12 protein-coding genes are annotated in these 16,256 nt (G+C 38.3%); 1 reads left to right on the forward strand and 11 read right to left on the reverse strand.

The genetic code is table 11. The features are described 5' to 3' along the window. Window positions 1-35: 35 nt before the first annotated feature. The 9 genes from sdhB to zapA form a co-directional block, all read right to left on the reverse strand. Window positions 36-845, reverse strand: a complete 810-nt coding sequence (sdhB, locus tag ACSBRB_RS03150; protein ID WP_435031576.1) for a succinate dehydrogenase iron-sulfur subunit — start codon at window positions 843-845, stop codon at window positions 36-38. Continuing rightward, on the reverse strand, window positions 845-2,611 hold the full coding sequence (gene sdhA / locus ACSBRB_RS03155; RefSeq protein ID WP_435031577.1) for a succinate dehydrogenase flavoprotein subunit: 1,767 nt from the start codon (window positions 2,609-2,611) through the stop codon (window positions 845-847). Before sdhA ends, sdhB begins: the two co-directional genes overlap by 1 nt. A gap of 56 nt (window positions 2,612-2,667) precedes the next feature. Next, window positions 2,668-3,279, reverse strand: coding sequence for a succinate dehydrogenase cytochrome b558 subunit (locus ACSBRB_RS03160; protein WP_435031578.1), 612 nt, complete (start codon window positions 3,277-3,279; stop codon window positions 2,668-2,670). 288 nt (window positions 3,280-3,567) lie between these two features. Further along, window positions 3,568-5,367 (reverse strand): excinuclease ABC subunit UvrC, encoded by a 1,800-nt coding sequence (gene uvrC, locus ACSBRB_RS03165; protein ID WP_435031579.1) that lies wholly within the window; start codon window positions 5,365-5,367, stop codon window positions 3,568-3,570. Window positions 5,368-5,759: 392 nt separating this feature from the next. After that, window positions 5,760-6,074 (reverse strand): thioredoxin, encoded by a 315-nt coding sequence (gene trxA, locus ACSBRB_RS03170; RefSeq protein ID WP_059106601.1) that lies wholly within the window; start codon window positions 6,072-6,074, stop codon window positions 5,760-5,762. Between the two features lie 80 nt (window positions 6,075-6,154). Then, entirely contained in the window at window positions 6,155-8,506 is a 2,352-nt protein-coding gene (locus ACSBRB_RS03175) for an endonuclease MutS2 (protein ID WP_435031580.1), read from the reverse strand. A gap of 9 nt (window positions 8,507-8,515) precedes the next feature. Then, complete coding sequence (polX, locus tag ACSBRB_RS03180) at window positions 8,516-10,228, reverse strand: DNA polymerase/3'-5' exonuclease PolX (RefSeq protein ID WP_435031581.1); 1,713 nt, start codon at window positions 10,226-10,228, stop codon at window positions 8,516-8,518. A 121-nt stretch (window positions 10,229-10,349) separates the two neighbouring features. After that, complete coding sequence (locus ACSBRB_RS03185) at window positions 10,350-10,865, reverse strand: CvpA family protein (RefSeq protein WP_435031582.1); 516 nt, start codon at window positions 10,863-10,865, stop codon at window positions 10,350-10,352. Beyond that, window positions 10,865-11,119, reverse strand: coding sequence for a cell division protein ZapA (gene zapA, locus ACSBRB_RS03190; RefSeq protein ID WP_435031583.1), 255 nt, complete (start codon window positions 11,117-11,119; stop codon window positions 10,865-10,867). The genes ACSBRB_RS03185 and zapA overlap by 1 nt, the downstream gene beginning before the upstream one ends. Before the next feature lie 352 nt (window positions 11,120-11,471). Here zapA and rnhC point away from each other — a divergent pair, with 352 nt between their 5' ends. After that, a complete protein-coding gene (gene rnhC / locus ACSBRB_RS03195) occupies window positions 11,472-12,407 on the forward strand; it encodes a ribonuclease HIII (protein ID WP_435031584.1) in 936 nt (311 codons plus the stop codon). A 49-nt stretch (window positions 12,408-12,456) separates the two neighbouring features. Here rnhC and pheT read toward each other — a convergent pair whose 3' ends face one another. After that, entirely contained in the window at window positions 12,457-14,859 is a 2,403-nt protein-coding gene (pheT, locus tag ACSBRB_RS03200) for a phenylalanine--tRNA ligase subunit beta (RefSeq protein ID WP_435031585.1), read from the reverse strand. Beyond that, on the reverse strand, window positions 14,859-15,917 hold the full coding sequence (gene pheS, locus ACSBRB_RS03205; protein WP_435031586.1) for a phenylalanine--tRNA ligase subunit alpha: 1,059 nt from the start codon (window positions 15,915-15,917) through the stop codon (window positions 14,859-14,861). The genes pheT and pheS overlap by 1 nt, the downstream gene beginning before the upstream one ends. Window positions 15,918-16,256 lie beyond the last annotated feature (339 nt).

Here is a 16,256-nt window from a genome sequence, read left to right on the forward strand (position 1 = left end):
TCTAATATTTCATGATTGTGTCATATTCGAATGCATTATTCTACTTTATGGTCTGAACCAAAGAACGATTTAAACATATGGAATGATGTTTCTCGGTTCATCGCTGCGATAGATGTCGTTAAAGGAATGCCTTTAGGACAAGCATTGACACAGTTTTGTGAGTTACCACAAGCTTGTAAACCACCGGCGCCCATTAACGCATCTAAACGTTCATCTTTCGTCATCGCGCCCGTTGGATGTAAGTTGAATAAACGTACTTGAGAAATGGCTTGTGCCCCTACGAAATCATTGTTTCGTGTTACGTTTGGACATACTTCTAAACATACACCGCATGTCATACATTTTGATAATTCATAAGCCGTTTGACGTTTCTTCTCTGGCATACGTGGCCCAGGACCAAGATCATACGTTCCATCGATAGGAATCCAGGCTTTCATGCGTTTTAAGTTATCAAACATACGCGTACGATCTACTTGTAAGTCACGTACAACGGGGAACGTATTCATCGGTTCTAGACGAATCGGTTGTTCTAACTGATCGACAATCGCAGAACATGATTGTCTTGCTCGACCGTTAATGACCATTGAACAAGCGCCACATACTTCTTCTAAACAGTTCATATCCCATACGACAGGTGTTGTTTTTTCACCTTTTGCATTGTACGGATTTCTACGAATATACATTAAACACGCGATGATATTTAAGTTTTCTTTATAAGGGATTTCAAATTCTTCCGTGTAAGGCTTAGAATCTTTATCGTCTTGTCGTTTAATAATTAACTTAATGGGTTTACGACTTTTTGCAGTTGCACTTCTTTCATCTGTTTCAACACGATTATTTGCCATTACTTACTGCCCCCTTTAGATTTAGAAGTGTAGTCACGTTTACGCGGTTTAACTAGACTTACATCGACATCTTCGTAGGTGAATTTTGGTTTTTGACCTTTGCCTTGGAACTCAGCCAACGTCGTCTTCAACCATTCTTCATCGTTTCGCTCTGGAAATTCAGGTTTATAGTGTGCACCACGAGATTCATTACGGTTATAAGCGCCAATTGTGATTACACGTGCTAATTCAAGCATGTTCCATAACTGACGTGTAAAGAAGACCGCTTGATTGCTCCAAGTCTGTGTATCTTCCATATCAATATCTTTATAACGTTCCATTAATTCCAATATTTTTTTATCCGTTTCGAGTAGCAAATCATTTTTACGTACAACGGTCACGTTATCCGTCATGACTTCACCGAGTTCTTTATGCAATTGATACGCATTTTCTGTACCACGCATATTAAGTAACGTATCGAATTTTTCTTGTTCTTCTTGGACGCGTTTTTCAAAAATACTTTCCTCTAAATCAGTATATGATTTTTCTACATTAGAGACGTATTCTACCGCGTTTGGCCCTGCCACAGTACCACCAAATATAGCAGATAGTAATGAGTTTGCCCCGAGACGGTTACCGCCGTGTTGTGAATAGTCACATTCACCTGCAGCAAATAACCCTTTAATGTTCGTCATTTGATCATAATCGACATAGAGTCCACCCATTGAATAGTGCACCGCTGGGAAGATCTTCATCGGTACTTTTCGTGGGTCATCGCCAGTGAATTTTTCATAGATTTCAATAATACCGCCAAGTTTAACGTCTAATTCGTGTGGGTCTTTATGTGATAAATCAAGGTACACCATATTTTCACCGTTAATACCTAATTTTTGATTCACACATACATCGAATATTTCACGTGTCGCGATATCACGTGGTACGAGGTTACCGTAGTCAGGATATTTTTCCTCTAAGAAATACCATGGTTTTCCATCTTTATATGTCCAAATACGACCGCCTTCACCACGTGCTGATTCACTCATCAAACGCAGTTTATCGTCACCAGGAATGGCTGTTGGGTGGATTTGTATAAACTCACCGTTCGCATATTTGACCCCTTGTTGGTAAACGATAGATGCTGCTGAACCTGTGTTAATCATAGAGTTCGTCGTTTTACCGAAGATAATACCCGGACCACCCGTCGCCATAATGACCGCATCTGCACCGAAGGATTGAATCTCTGCTGTTGTGAGATTTTGAGCGATGATGCCTCTCGCAGTATTGTCTTCATCCTTTACAATACCGAGGAATTCCCACCCCTCATATTTAGTAACGAGACCGTCTACTTCGAAACTACGCACTTGCTCATCTAGCGCATATAGCAATTGTTGTCCGGTTGTCGCACCTGCATAAGCAGTTCTGTGATGTAATGTCCCACCAAAACGACGGAAATCTAATAAGCCTTCATTCGTTCTGTTAAACATCACACCCATACGGTCGAGTAAGTGGATGATACTTGGCGCCGCATCCGTCATTGCCTTAACAGGTGGTTGGTTTGCTAAAAAGTCGCCGCCATAGACCGTGTCATCGAGATGGATAGCCGGTGAATCACCCTCACCTTTAGTATTTACTGCCCCGTTGATACCCCCTTGGGCACATACAGAATGTGATCGCTTAACCGGAACAATTGAAAACAGGTCAATATGTGCACCTTGTTCCGCCGCTCTAATCGTTGACATGAGCCCTGCTAAGCCCCCACCAACAACAATAATTTTCTTCTCTGCCATAAAATTTCACTCCCCATATATAACTCAGAGACTATTGCCTAATTAAAATCGTGTGATTACACAAAAGCTAAAATTGCGCTAATACCAATGTATGAAACAACTAAAAATACTGCGATAGAGACGAATGTGAACATCTGTTGTGATCTTTTAGATTGTAACACGCCCCATGTCACTAAAAATGACCATAAACCATTAGAAAAATGGAACGTCACCGCAACGGTACAAACAATATAGAATATCAACCAAAGTGGGTTGGATACGATATCGTTGACTAAGTCGTAATCAATTTCATGGCCAAAGTACTTTTGTAAATGGGTTTGATACACATGAATCGCGATGAAAATGAACGTTAATATACCTGTGATACGTTGTAAAAAGAACATCCAGTTTCTCATCAATGAATAATGCCCTACATTCTCGTTTGCAGTAAAAGCAATATAAATGCCGTAAATCGCATGGTACAGAATAGGTAAATAGATAAATAAGATCTCCATCACAACTAAGAATGGTAAAGATTCCATGAAACCTGCCGCTTGATTAAATGCTTCGGCTCCTTTCGTCGCTTGATGGTTAACAATCAAATGCACACATAAGAATGCACCAATTGGAACAACACCTAGCAACGAATGTAGGCGTCTCAAATAGAATTGATTTTTCGAATATGCCAAAAGGAGTCCCCCCTGAAAACAAATGATGAAATTAGATTTCTCCCCGTTTGTGCCGCTTTCGCACTACACACATTCATATATCCCCTGTTTATGATTATTTGTGTTTTGACTTTTTTTGCAATTTCTAAATATTAAAAATACTTTTAAAAACAGAGTTATTTCTTAATATTTTCAGTTGATATACGTTCTCAATTAGAAAGCGCTTTCACAAAATTGTAAAAGAAATCTGTTTATTCGTATTGTAACATTATTTGGCATAAAAATGGGCATGAGAATGATTTTCATGCCCTAATTTTTTTGTTTATTTTGTTGTTTTAGCTTTTCATGTAAGTTTTCAGCTACTTTCGCTGGCAATCCAGCACCTTTTAAGTCATCGACAGACGCTTCTCTCATTTTTTTAATAGAACCAAACGTCCGTAATAATTTTGTCTTGCGTTTTGAACCAATACCTTCTACTTGATCGAGCACAGAACGCATCGCATTTTTTTGACGTGTCTGTCTGTGGAATGTAATCGCAAAACGATGGACTTCATCTTGAATTCGTTGTAGTAAATAGAACGCTTGACTGTTTTTCTTCAACGGTACGACTTCTGCATTTTCACCATACAATAGTTCTGATGTTTGGTGTTTATCATTTTTTTGTAGCCCTGCGATTGGGATATCAAGACCAAGTTCATTCTCCAAGACATCAATGACACCGTTCATATGCCCTTTCCCACCATCAACGATAATGAGATCGGGTAACGGTAATCCTTCATTTAATACACGCGTATAACGACGCCGAACGACTTCACGCATCGAGCTATAGTCATCTGGCCCTTCTACGGTTTTAATTTTATATTTACGATAACCTTTCTTATCTGGTTTACCGTCTACGAACGATACCATGGCTGAAACAGGGTCCACACCTTGTATGTTTGAGTTATCAAATGTCTCAATACGGATCGGCGTTTGAATGCCCATCGCGTTTCCAAGTTCTTCAATGGCTTTGACGGTTCTTGATTCATCTCGTGCAATCAATTCAAATTTATTATTTAGCGCTACTTCCGCATTATGATTCGCTAAATCGATCATTTCTTTTTTCTTACCACGTTGCGGTTGAACAATCCGCGTATCCACAACGGACTGCACGATATCTTTGTCTAGGTTTTTAGGAATGTGCACTTGTTTTGGCAAAATGTGTTGATTTAAGTCATAGAATTGACCAATAAACGTGTAGAACTCTTCTTCTTCTGTCTGTTGCAATGGAATCATCGTTGCATCGCGTTGAATCATATTCCCTTGCCGGATGAAGAAGACTTGAATACACATCCAGCCTTTATCGACGCTGTAACCAAAGACGTCACGTACCGTATTATCTTTAGAGATGATTTTTTGTTTTTTGTTGAGATTATGAATATGTTGAATGAGATCGCGATATTCTTTAGCTTGTTCAAAATCAAGATTTTCACTGGCTTCTTGCATTTTGGTTTCTAAATTATGCAAAATCGTTTGATCTTCCCCATTCAGAAAATCTGTCACTTCTTTGATCATTCTGGCATATTCTGATTGCTCAACAGGATAAACACAAGGTCCTAAGCATTGACCGATATGATAATATAAGCAAAGTTTATCTGGCATGTTATCGCATTTTCTAAATGGATAAATACGATTTAATAATTTTTTCGTTTCTTGTGCTGAATACGCGTTTGGATATGGACCAAAGTATTTACCAGTTCCTTTTTTAACAGTACGTGTTACAAGGAGACGCGGATATTTTTCCCGCGTGATTTTTATAAATGGATAACTTTTATCATCTTTTAACAAAATATTATAACGGGGTTGATGTTGCTTAATTAGATTTAACTCTAACAATAGCGATTCTGTTTCACTTGAAGTCACTATATACTCGAAATTGCGAATTTCACTGACGAGACGTGTCGTTTTCGTATCATGTGCACCGGTGAAATAAGATCTTAATCGATTCCGTAATTTCTTCGCTTTCCCCACATATATAATTTGATCATTGCGATCTTTCATTAAATAACATCCCGGTTCCATTGGGACGACAGAAAGTTTCTGTTTGATTCTTTTTTCATAATCTTCCATACATCGTTTCACCTCACCTTCATTTTCGTTTGAGGCACTTCAATATCGTCAAGCGCGCGTGATAATCACACTGATTTCGTCGCTTATGATTTTCCACCCATCTCAGTTTGGTGTACTTCATTTTCTCCATAAAAACAAGGAGTGAAACAGAAATCACTTCGATTTCAACGTTCCACCCCAATTGCTGAGGTCGTGATAGCTGTGCTAAGTGAACTTCGACAACTCGCTTTCTTGTCATGCAACAACTCACCTGTGAAAAGCGGTGCTAAATCAAAGCTCTCGGCTAGCATTATAAAGCCGATGACACGTATTATCTCAACCTGCTATGTGAATACCAATTCAACATCCATTTAAAAGTGCTTGAAGCACTTATGAATGCATTTATCTTTTCTTTATGCGTGTTTATCTAACACTGCAGCTAAGTTTTCTTTTGGTTGGAAACCGACAACTTTATCTACCGGTTCACCATCTTTAAATACGATTAATGTTGGAATACTCATCACTTCATATTTAGCTGCTGTTGATGGGTTTTCATCCACATCTAATTTAAGTACATTTGCAGTACCGTCATAATCTTCTGCTAGTTCTTCTAATACTGGAGCGATCATTTTACATGGGCCACACCAAGTTGCCCAGAAATCCACTATATTTAAACCAGATTGAATATTTTCTTCAAAGTTAGCATCTGTTACTTTTACGATTGCCATAATGCCAGTCCTCCTTATATTTCAAATGATGAACAAATTATAACAGACAAGTTTTATTTATGCATATACGTTGCTCATCGTTATTTCAATTGAGCTACAGTCACACCGTAGCCACCTTCACTTGGCATCCCATTTCTGTAAGAGGCCACGCTCTTATGTTGTTTCAAATGTTTTTGGACACCTTTTTGTAAAGCGCCTGTACCTTTACCGTGAATGATATTTACAGTTTCATAATTGCTGAGCACCGCTTGGTCGAGGTACTGGTCTAATGCAACGAGCGCCTCTTCATAGCGATAGCCTCTTAAGTCTAATTCCATTTTGACGTTTTGTCGATTTTGACGCTTCGTCATTTTTGCAGGTTGTTGTTGTTTTTCTTTTTGTTTTTTCTCTAAGTCAGAGAGTGGTAATTTCATTTTGATAATACCCATTTGAACGACGGCTTCATCATGATCTAGTAATTCAAGCACTTCTCCGACTTGACCATAAGTGAGTACTTTAACTTCATCACCCGCTTCGATTTTATCCCATTTTTGTTTTTTGACATCTTTTTTCAGAGAATCTGCTTCATATTGATTATCAAGTCGTTTTTTCTTATCGATTAATTCGTGCTCTTTCACATCTGCACCTTTTTGATCACGAAGCTGTCTCAACTCTTTGAGAATGTCATCTGCTTCTTTTGTTGCCGATTTTACGCGTTGATTGGCTTTGTCTTTAGCCTGATTCATCAGGTGTTTTTCATAGTTTTGATATTTAATGTATTGTTTTTCCAAATCATCATGAACACTTTGAGCTTCCCTCAACAAGCGATCTAAATCGATGCGTTGATTTTCGACACGTTTGGCATTCTGTTCAAGTGACGCTATCATCGCATTGATTTCTTGTTCATCTTGACCAATCATTGATTTCGCTTTTTGTATTACGCCAATCGGTAACCCTAATTTTTTGGATATATCAAAAGCGTTGGAACGTCCAGGTACACCCATAAGTAATTTATAGGTTGGACTGAGTGTATTTACATCAAATTCTACGCTCGCATTCATAACCCCTTCACGATTATAACTATACGCTTTTAACTCTGGATAATGGGTTGTGGCCATAACGAGTGCACCCATTTGATGAGCATAGTCGAGTATACTCATTGCAAGCGCTGCACCTTCACTTGGATCTGTACCTGCACCTAACTCATCGAAAAGAATAATACTGTTACGTGAGGCCTCTTGCAAGATGTCGACGATATTTTTCATATGTGATGAAAAAGTAGAGAGTGATTGTTCGATGGATTGTTCATCACCGATATCACAGTATACATTTTCGAAAACACCGAGTTTACTGCCATCCAACGTAGGAATAAGTAAACCAGATTGTGCCATGACAATAATAAGACCCAGCGTTTTAAGCGTTACTGTTTTACCACCGGTGTTAGGCCCAGTAATAATGACCGTTTGAATATCTTCTGCAAACTCTATCGTATTAGCCACAACTGTTTCTCTATCTAACAATGGATGGAAGGCTTTAGGTAAATAAACATCACGATTTTGAGTGAAAGTGGGTTTTGTTCCCTTAATTTTGCGTGCATAACGTGCTTTTGCGGTTAAAAAGTCAAGCTGTCCCATAATTTGTTCAGAAATTAAGCATGCTTCAGATTCTGCAGCTACCTCTCCGGTTAATTCAGTTAAAATACGTTCTCTTTCTACCGCTTCATCGTTACGCAAGCGACTGATTTGGTTATTCATTTCTACGACAGATGCAGGTTCAATATACAATGTTTGACCAGAAGAGGATTGGTCATGTACGATGCCGTTGAAATCTTGGCGATATTCGGCTTTCACAGGTATCACATTACGTTCGTTACGGACTGTGACTATCGCATCTGATAATTTTTTCTGATTGGATTGACTTTTAATGATTTTATCTAAGTTTTGACGAATGCGTTGTGTTGTTCCTGAAATTTTGCTGCGGATACGTTGCAGCTCTATACTCGCATCGTCGAACAAGTCGTGGGCGTCACATTTTTGATGAATACTTTGATATAAATCAGTTAACACAGGAAGCTGATTCATCCGATCATCTAAAATGGGATAATTCACCTGTTCGTCATCTTCTAATAATTGATTGTAAAATGTTTTAAATTGATTTTGAATTTGTATGAGGCGTTTAATTAAGTTAAGCTCATTAACGTTGAGGACGCCTCCAATTTCTGCTCTATGGATAATAGAAGCAACCTTTGCAAGCCCACTTAAGCTTGGCATGCGTTCTTTATTATAGATTTGTGAAATTTCATCTGTTTCATCCATTTGAAAAGTCACTGTTTCAAAATCAGCGCTCGGTGTTAAGTCTCGCACCTTTTCTCGACCTAGATCGCTGATTGCTTCTTCTTCTATGAGTGATTTGATCTTATCGAATTCTAAGACCTCTAATGATTTCTGTCTCATACAATCCCTCTATTTCTTCAATTTTTGGTTATGCTCAATGAAGTCCTTGAATGCTTCTCTCGATTTAGTATTTATTACACGTGATTTCGTTACGAAACCTTTTTGAGCAGTCGCCACTCCATATTTCATAAATTCAAGATGTTCAGTATGATGGGCATCCGTATTAATCGTTAATTGTACATTTGGATGTTTTCTAACTACGTCAGCACTCAAGTCTAAGCGACTCGGACTCGCATTAATTTCTAATATCGTACCTGTTTCTTCAGCAAGTTCACATAATCGATCGATATCCGGTTCATACCCTGGTCTTCTGCCGAGTATACGACCTGTTGGATGAGCAATGTGTCGCACATAAGGATTACTGCATGCATTTTCTAAGCGTTTCATGATTTCTTCTTGTGATTGATTGAAGCTTTGATGGATTGCAGCAATGACATAGTCTAATTGTGCTAACACATCATCGTCATAGTCGAGTCGCCCGTCAGGTAAAATATCCATTTCTATACCAGAGTAAATATCGATTTCATCATATTGCTCATTTAATTTTTTAATTTCCTCATTTTGACGTAATAAACGATCTTTCGATAAGCCATTCGCAACTTTTAGACTTTGGGAGTGGTCTGTAATGATCATAAATTCGTACCCTTTTTGAATATTGGCTTGAATCATTTCTTCTAAACTGAAAGCACCGTCACTCGCTGTTGTGTGCATATGAATATCGCCATTGATATCTTCGAGTTGGATAATATCAGATAAATCTTTATCAAACTCGCTTCCATCTTCGCGCAGAGCGGGTGTAATCCAGTCATAGCCATAGTGTTGGTAAATTTCCGCTTCACTTTGATACTGTAGTAATTCACCATCAGGCTGTTCAATGCCATACTCACTAATCTTTTCACCTTTATCTTTAGCGAGTTGACGAATTCTAATGTTGTGATCTTTTGAGCCCGTAAAATGTTGTAATGTATGATAAAAGGCTGCAGGTTCAATTAAACGGAAATCCACGCCTATCGTTTCATCATCGTATTCTAATTCTACGGATACTTTAGTCGAACCTTCTGCAACAGTTTTTACGATATTCGGTAGTTCAAGTAACTGTTGTTGTACACGTTCTGGATCATTGGTGCTAATGATGTAATCTAAGTCTTTGCTCATTTCTTTAAAGCGTCTGAAACTACCTGCGACTTCATACTTTTCAACGGCATCGAATGCATCTAAGTGTGCATTAATTTCTTCATGTAAACCACGAATGGTATTGATCGGATAGTGTGATTTTTTTGCACCGAGTGCTTTTACTGCCTCTAAAATATTTTGTTCTGTCTTTTTCGCAAAGCCACTGAGTTGGCTCACTTCGCCAGCTTCACATGCTTTTTGAAGATCTTTTTTATCTTTAATATTGAGCTCTTTATATAACTTCGCTATTTTTTTACTGCCTAATCCTTGTATTTTTAACAATGGTACTAAACCTTCAGGCACTTCTTGTTGCAATCCTTCTAGTGTAGAGGATTCGCCTGTTGAGCGATATTCATCAATGACCTCGCCCACACCTTTACCTATGCCTTTAAGTTCTGTAACGTCTTCGATTTCGTCTAGTGAACACTCATCAATTTCTAAACTTTGTGCTGCTTTACGATAAGCTGAAACTTTAAATGTGTTTTCTCCTTTAAGTTCCATATAGGTCGCAATTTTTTCTAATAACTGAATTACATCTTTTTTCGTCATCGTATATCCTCCATGAAAAAAGCCAAGACAAAGCGCGGTTGCTAATCATAGCAAAAATGGCCTGAATTGTCCTGACTCAGATTTAAGTTTATATTTAGGTAACGGCGCTCATGCATCATCATTATATTTGTTGTACAAATGTTGAAATGTAAGGAATTTCAAATAAGATATAACCTGCTAGACGTGAGTTTGACAATTGTTGTTGTAAAAATTCATTAGGGTATAAAGCGATGAAATAAACGACAAACATCGCAACGATTAATGAAGTAATCAAACCCAACACAGTGCCTAAAATCTTACTGATAAAAGATGGATTTGCTGTGCCATTATAGAATAACATGATGATGAGATTCGTAATGATTTTTGCTACAACTACGACAATGAGAAAGACAACAAGGTTTTCAAAACGCTGTTGTATCACATCAAAGTTAAAGGCAAAACTCGTGTTTGTAGCCGCGATGTCTGGAAGTGGTATTAAAGATAAGATTCTTTGGCTAAATTCATGCGCATAGCGATCCGCAAACCAAAGAGATAAAAGTGTCGTAGCGAAATGTAACACACCAGCACACAATCCTCTGCGGTAACCTGTGAGACCGATGCTAATGATAATAACAACGATAAGTATGTCTATAATCATTATTCTTCAGATCGACTTCCCTGTTGCAAATCTTTAAGCTGCTCTTCTAACTGAACTTTTTCATGCATCACATTCACTGCAGTCAAGATTGCTTTTCGTGTCGTATCCAATCCTGCATTTTTACTACCTAATTCTTTCATTCTCTCATCGACTAAATGTGTGACATAACGAATATGTTCAGGATTATCTTCACCTACGATTGTATAATGTTGATCGTTGATTGTAACATTAATGCGATTTTTAAATTCACCCATATTATTACTCCTGACTTTATTGTTTATCTCTAGTTTTAATTCAACAAATATTCCTTTTAAAAAGTTAAATTTTTTATCATGACCCATTATACACGAGAGCAGCCTTTTTTGTAAGTGTAAAGAACGAGATCAATCAAGCACAAGCTAACATAATTCAACATATTGTTTCAGCAATCAAAAGCTGCTGTTAATCTCTATAACTTCCCCGTTCAAACACGCCCGCTTACTGAGTCGTTTGAAGTTCAAAAGATGTTCCACTGTATTCTCTTCTCCTGTTTCACTCAACGGTGTAGTTCAATCTGTGTTAAAATCATTCTTATCAACATTTACCCCAAAGTAAGGAGCGAACATGATGGCTCAAGTCGTCGTAAAATTAAGTGATACAGAGATACAATCACTCTTAAATCAAAAGCAATTTGAAACAGAACAATTACCTCAAGGAATGCGTGCAAAACTAAAAACCAATGGCGTAACGATATCCGTTTATCATTCTAATAAAGTGATGTTTCAAGGTAAGCAAGCTGAATCCGTCGCCGAAACACTATTGCCAAGCGATGCTTATCAACCTACAATGGCTTCAGCTTCTTCTAAAACCACCGCTTCAACGACTACCGCATATGATCAATACCACTGTATTGGAAGTGATGAAGCCGGAAGTGGAGATTACTTTGGACCATTAACAGTCTGTGCTGCATATGTGGATGCACACCAAGCTCAAATTCTCAAAGAGCTCGGCGTTCAAGATTCAAAAAATCTTTCTGATACCAAAATAGCCGAACTGGCTGAACAAATCATCACGTTCATCCCCTATTCGCTTATGATTTTAACGAATGATAAATACAATGAACGCCAGGAAATGGGATGGTCACAAGTTAAAATGAAAGCAGTGCAGCATAACGCAGTGATCACTAAAGTATTAAAGAAAATAGACAGCTCTGAATTAGACTATATTGTCATTGACCAATTTTCCCAACCGGCTGTTTACAAAAAATATGCACTCACAGAATTACCAGCAGAAAAAAATACACGCTTTGAAACAAAAGGTGAATCCAAATCGATTGCGATTGCAGCAGCCAGTATCATTGCACGCTATGCTTTCGTTAAACAAATGGAAAAAATCGGCAAAGAAGTTCAGGATACAGTACCTAAGGGAGCAAGCCATAAAGTCGATTTATTCGCAGCACGTATCATTGAACGCTGGGGTCTCCATCAGTTAGATCATATATCGAAAAAACACTTTGCCAATCGGGATAAGGCAAACCAACTCGTTCATAAAAAATATCATTAATACGTAAAAGGCTGAGACGCGACGGCGCCTCAGCCTTTTTTAAATACGTTTATCTAATTGTAGCGCCTTCCTCTTGTAAGGCTGCTAAAATTTTATCGTGCACTGCAGTCACACGTTCATCTGTAAGTGTATTTTCAGGATCTAAATAATCTAGACGAATCGCAATAGATTTTTCATCTTCTGCAACATGTTCCCCTTCATACACATCAAATACGTGCGCACGTTGAAGGATATCTTCCCCATGTTCATATATTGTACGGCGAATGTGTGAAGCTGGCACATCACGTTTCACTACTAATGCGATATCACGTGTGATGCCAGGGTATCTTGGAATAGGTTCGTAGTTAATATAACCTACAGAAATTCGCATTAATTTATCATAGTTCAATTCAAATACATAAGTACGTTTTAAGTCATTGGCTTGTTCCACTTCTGGATGCAATTCACCAACAAAACCGATAGTTTCTCCGTCATGATAAATCATGGCTGTTCTTCCTGGATGTAATCCTTCAATTTCTGTCGCTTCATACTCAAACGTTAAATCTAATTTTTCAGCAATGCGTTCTACAATACCTTTTGCAATAAAGAAATCAATCGATTCTTTTTTACCTTGCCATGCATTTTCGACAAATTCACCTGTTAAAATACCGCTTAAATATTCGACTTCTGTTGGTAATTGACCTTCTCCGTTACCGAAGAATACACGTCCGAGTTCATATAGACGCACGTCTTGATTTTTACGTGCCACATTATATGCAACCGCATCAATCAAGTGGGGTAATAAACTTTGACGCAGTGTGGCATGTGCTTCACTCATCGGCATTAATAAATCAATCGTAGGATGAGATTCAAGTGTGAAATCTTGAGCGCGATCTTTAGCCACTAATGAATAAGTAATCGCTTGGCTCAAACCAGCACCCTCTAGTAAACCTTTTACTGTGCGAGTTTTTGCCTGACGATCTGTTAATGCACCGTGTGTCACATCATTAAACACAGGTAACGTAACTGGTATCTCATCATAGCCATAAATACGTGCAACTTCTTCAATTAAATCTTCTTGAATTGAAATATCTTTACGTCTTGATGGGACATATACAGTCAGTTGATGACGGTCACTTTTTGTTTCGAAGCCGAGTTGAACGAATAAACGTTCAATGTCTTCAGCTGCTAAGTCAAAACCGATTGTTTGGTTCACTTTTTCAACGGTAATATCAATCGGTGTGACAAATTCACCTAAATCGCCAGCAGTAACGCGATCTTGATGGACGGAGCCATTCGCATAGGTTTGTAATAAATAACAAGTACGGTCTACTGCTTTATCGACAAATTCTGTTGCGATACCTTTTTCAAATCGGCTAGATGCTTCACTACGTAAGTTTAAACGGCGTGACGTATGTCGAATACTTGCAGAATCAAAGATTGCTCCTTCGATGACAATATTTGTTGTTTGATCTGTGACTTCAGAGAAATCGCCACCCATCACACCTGCAATCGCAATGGGTTCTTTACCATTACTGATGACGATATCACCAGTTTCTAGTTTACGTTCTTGACCATCAAGAGTTGTCATGGTTTCATTTTGTTGCGCTTGTCTTACTACAATATCTGATGAACCGATACAATCTTTATCAAACATGTGTAACGGTTGACCGTATTCCATGAGTACATAGTTTGATATATCGACCACATTGTTGATTGGACGAATGCCTGATTTAATTAAGCGCATTTGCATCCATATTGGCGAAGGTGCAATGGTTACATTTTCAACGACACGTGCACTATAATATGGCACGTTTTCCGGATTATCGATAGTAACAGTCAGTTCATCTTGAGCTGATTGACTGACTTCATCGCTCTCTGTCTCAGGTAATTGGACAGGTTTGTTATAAAGTGCTGCAGTTTCATAAGCTGTTCCAATCACGCTGAGCGCATCTGCTCTATTCGGTGTTAAATCGAATTCCATCACTTGATCATCAAGATATAACGCAGACAGCGCATCCGTACCAGGTGCTACAGCTTCTGGGAAGACAAAGATACCATTTTCAAAGTGTTTCGGTGTGAGTTGGTTAGCAATACCAATTTCTTGTAGTGAACAAATCATACCTTCTGAAACTTCACCACGTAGTTTGGCACGTTTAATTTTCACGCCACCAGGTAAACGACCACCAACACGTGCGACGATCACCGTTTGTCCTGCGTCTACGTTGGGTGCCCCACAAACGATTTGAACGGGTTCCGCTTCACCGACATCTACTTTACATATGTTCAACTTATCTGCATTTGGATGTTTTTCAATCTCATCAACGTGACCTACGACTAATTTTTTAATTTCAGCCGTATAGTCGATAATATCTTCCACTTCAATTCCAGTACGGGTGATTCTTTCTGCAAGTGTATTCACAGGTTGATTGACTTCGACATACGATTCTAACCATTCTTTGGAAATTAACATTAATTTTCACCTCTATCTTCAACTGCTTTAAATTGATTTAAGAAACGGACATCATTGGTATAGAAATGGCGGATATCTTCAATACCATATTTCAACATTGCGATACGATCTGGTCCTAAACCAAATGCAAAGCCAGTATATACCTCTGGATCAAAACCAGCCATGCGTAATACGTTTGGATGTACCATACCTGCACCTAAAATTTCGATCCAACCTGTTTGTTTACATACGTTGCATCCTTTACCGTTACATTTAAAGCATGATACGTCTACTTCAACAGACGGTTCAGTAAATGGAAAATAACTTGGACGTAAACGTATTTCACGATCTTCACCGAATAATTGTTTTGCTAATAGTGCTAAAGTCCCTTTGAGGTCACTCATTTTAATACCTTTATCTACGACAAGTCCTTCAATTTGGGTGAACTGATGACTGTGTGTCGCATCATCAGAATCACGACGGTACACTTTACCAGGACATATGATTTTTACCGGACCTTGGCCGTTACGTTTTTCCATGGTACGCGCTTGTACTGGAGACGTATGTGTACGCATTAAGATTTCATCTGTAATGTAAAAACTATCTTGCATATCACGTGCTGGGTGTGACTTCGGTAAATTTAACGCTTCGAAGTTATAGTAATCTTCTTCTACCTCATAGCCGTCTACGATTTCGTACCCTAAACCTAAGAATAAATCCTCTATTTCTTCAACTGTACGTGTCAATGGATGTTTGGCACCGATGTCAATACGTCGACTAGGTAATGTCACATCAATCGTTTCATTTTCAAGTTGTTTGTCTAATTTTTCTTTGGCAAGCACTGCTTGACGTTCTTCAATCTCTTGTTCAATCGTTTGACGTACTTCGTTGACTTGCTGGCCATAAGCCGGTTTTTCCTCTTTAGGTAAATCTTTCATGTGTTTCATTAGGCCTGTCACAGAGCCTTTTTTACCTAAATATTTAACTTTCACATCTTGTAATTCTTTTTCATCATTGGCTTCGTTAATGTCGACTAATGCTTGTTGCTTTAAGTCAGACATCGCTTCTGTTTGTGTCATATAAGTCCTCCTCACAATAACCTTATTCATACTTCGCGTATTGCTATATCTTCAATAATAAAAAAAGACTTCCATCCCTTCTGCGATAAAGGGACGAAAGTCTTCCGTGGTACCACCCAAATTTATGCCTTAGCATACACTTGTATTTATTGATAACGGAGTGTCACTCCGACTTAAATTTCTTTAAGTAACTAAAAAGACGAAAGAATATCCAATGACAGGAATAACTTGCAGTCCATGATTATTCTCCCTGAGACAGTCATGCTTCGGACATTCACTTCTTTTTATCAGTTCGTATTTCATTTTACGTGATTTATAGTTATTATATCTGATTTAACT

The organism is Staphylococcus auricularis, from assembly GCF_051172115.1.
Lineage (GTDB): Bacteria > Bacillota > Bacilli > Staphylococcales > Staphylococcaceae > Staphylococcus > Staphylococcus auricularis_A.

What these genes read in the sequence shown, in the direction of transcription:
- sdhB (WP_435031576.1), bottom strand. Translation starts at nt 845, where the DNA reads ATGGCAAATAATCGTGTTGAAACAGATGAAAGAAGTGCAACTGCAAAA.
- sdhA (WP_435031577.1), bottom strand. Translation starts at nt 2,611, where the DNA reads ATGGCAGAGAAGAAAATTATTGTTGTTGGTGGGGGCTTAGCAGGGCTC.
- uvrC (WP_435031579.1), bottom strand. Translation starts at nt 5,367, where the DNA reads ATGGAAGATTATGAAAAAAGAATCAAACAGAAACTTTCTGTCGTCCCA.
- trxA (WP_059106601.1), bottom strand. Translation starts at nt 6,074, where the DNA reads ATGGCAATCGTAAAAGTAACAGATGCTAACTTTGAAGAAAATATTCAA.
- ACSBRB_RS03175 (WP_435031580.1), bottom strand. Translation starts at nt 8,506, where the DNA reads ATGAGACAGAAATCATTAGAGGTCTTAGAATTCGATAAGATCAAATCA.
- polX (WP_435031581.1), bottom strand. Translation starts at nt 10,228, where the DNA reads ATGACGAAAAAAGATGTAATTCAGTTATTAGAAAAAATTGCGACCTAT.
- ACSBRB_RS03185 (WP_435031582.1), bottom strand. Translation starts at nt 10,865, where the DNA reads ATGATTATAGACATACTTATCGTTGTTATTATCATTAGCATCGGTCTC.
- zapA (WP_435031583.1), bottom strand. Translation starts at nt 11,119, where the DNA reads ATGGGTGAATTTAAAAATCGCATTAATGTTACAATCAACGATCAACAT.
- rnhC (WP_435031584.1), top strand. Translation starts at nt 11,472, where the DNA reads ATGGCTCAAGTCGTCGTAAAATTAAGTGATACAGAGATACAATCACTC.
- pheT (WP_435031585.1), bottom strand. Translation starts at nt 14,859, where the DNA reads ATGTTAATTTCCAAAGAATGGTTAGAATCGTATGTCGAAGTCAATCAA.
- pheS (WP_435031586.1), bottom strand. Translation starts at nt 15,917, where the DNA reads ATGACACAAACAGAAGCGATGTCTGACTTAAAGCAACAAGCATTAGTC.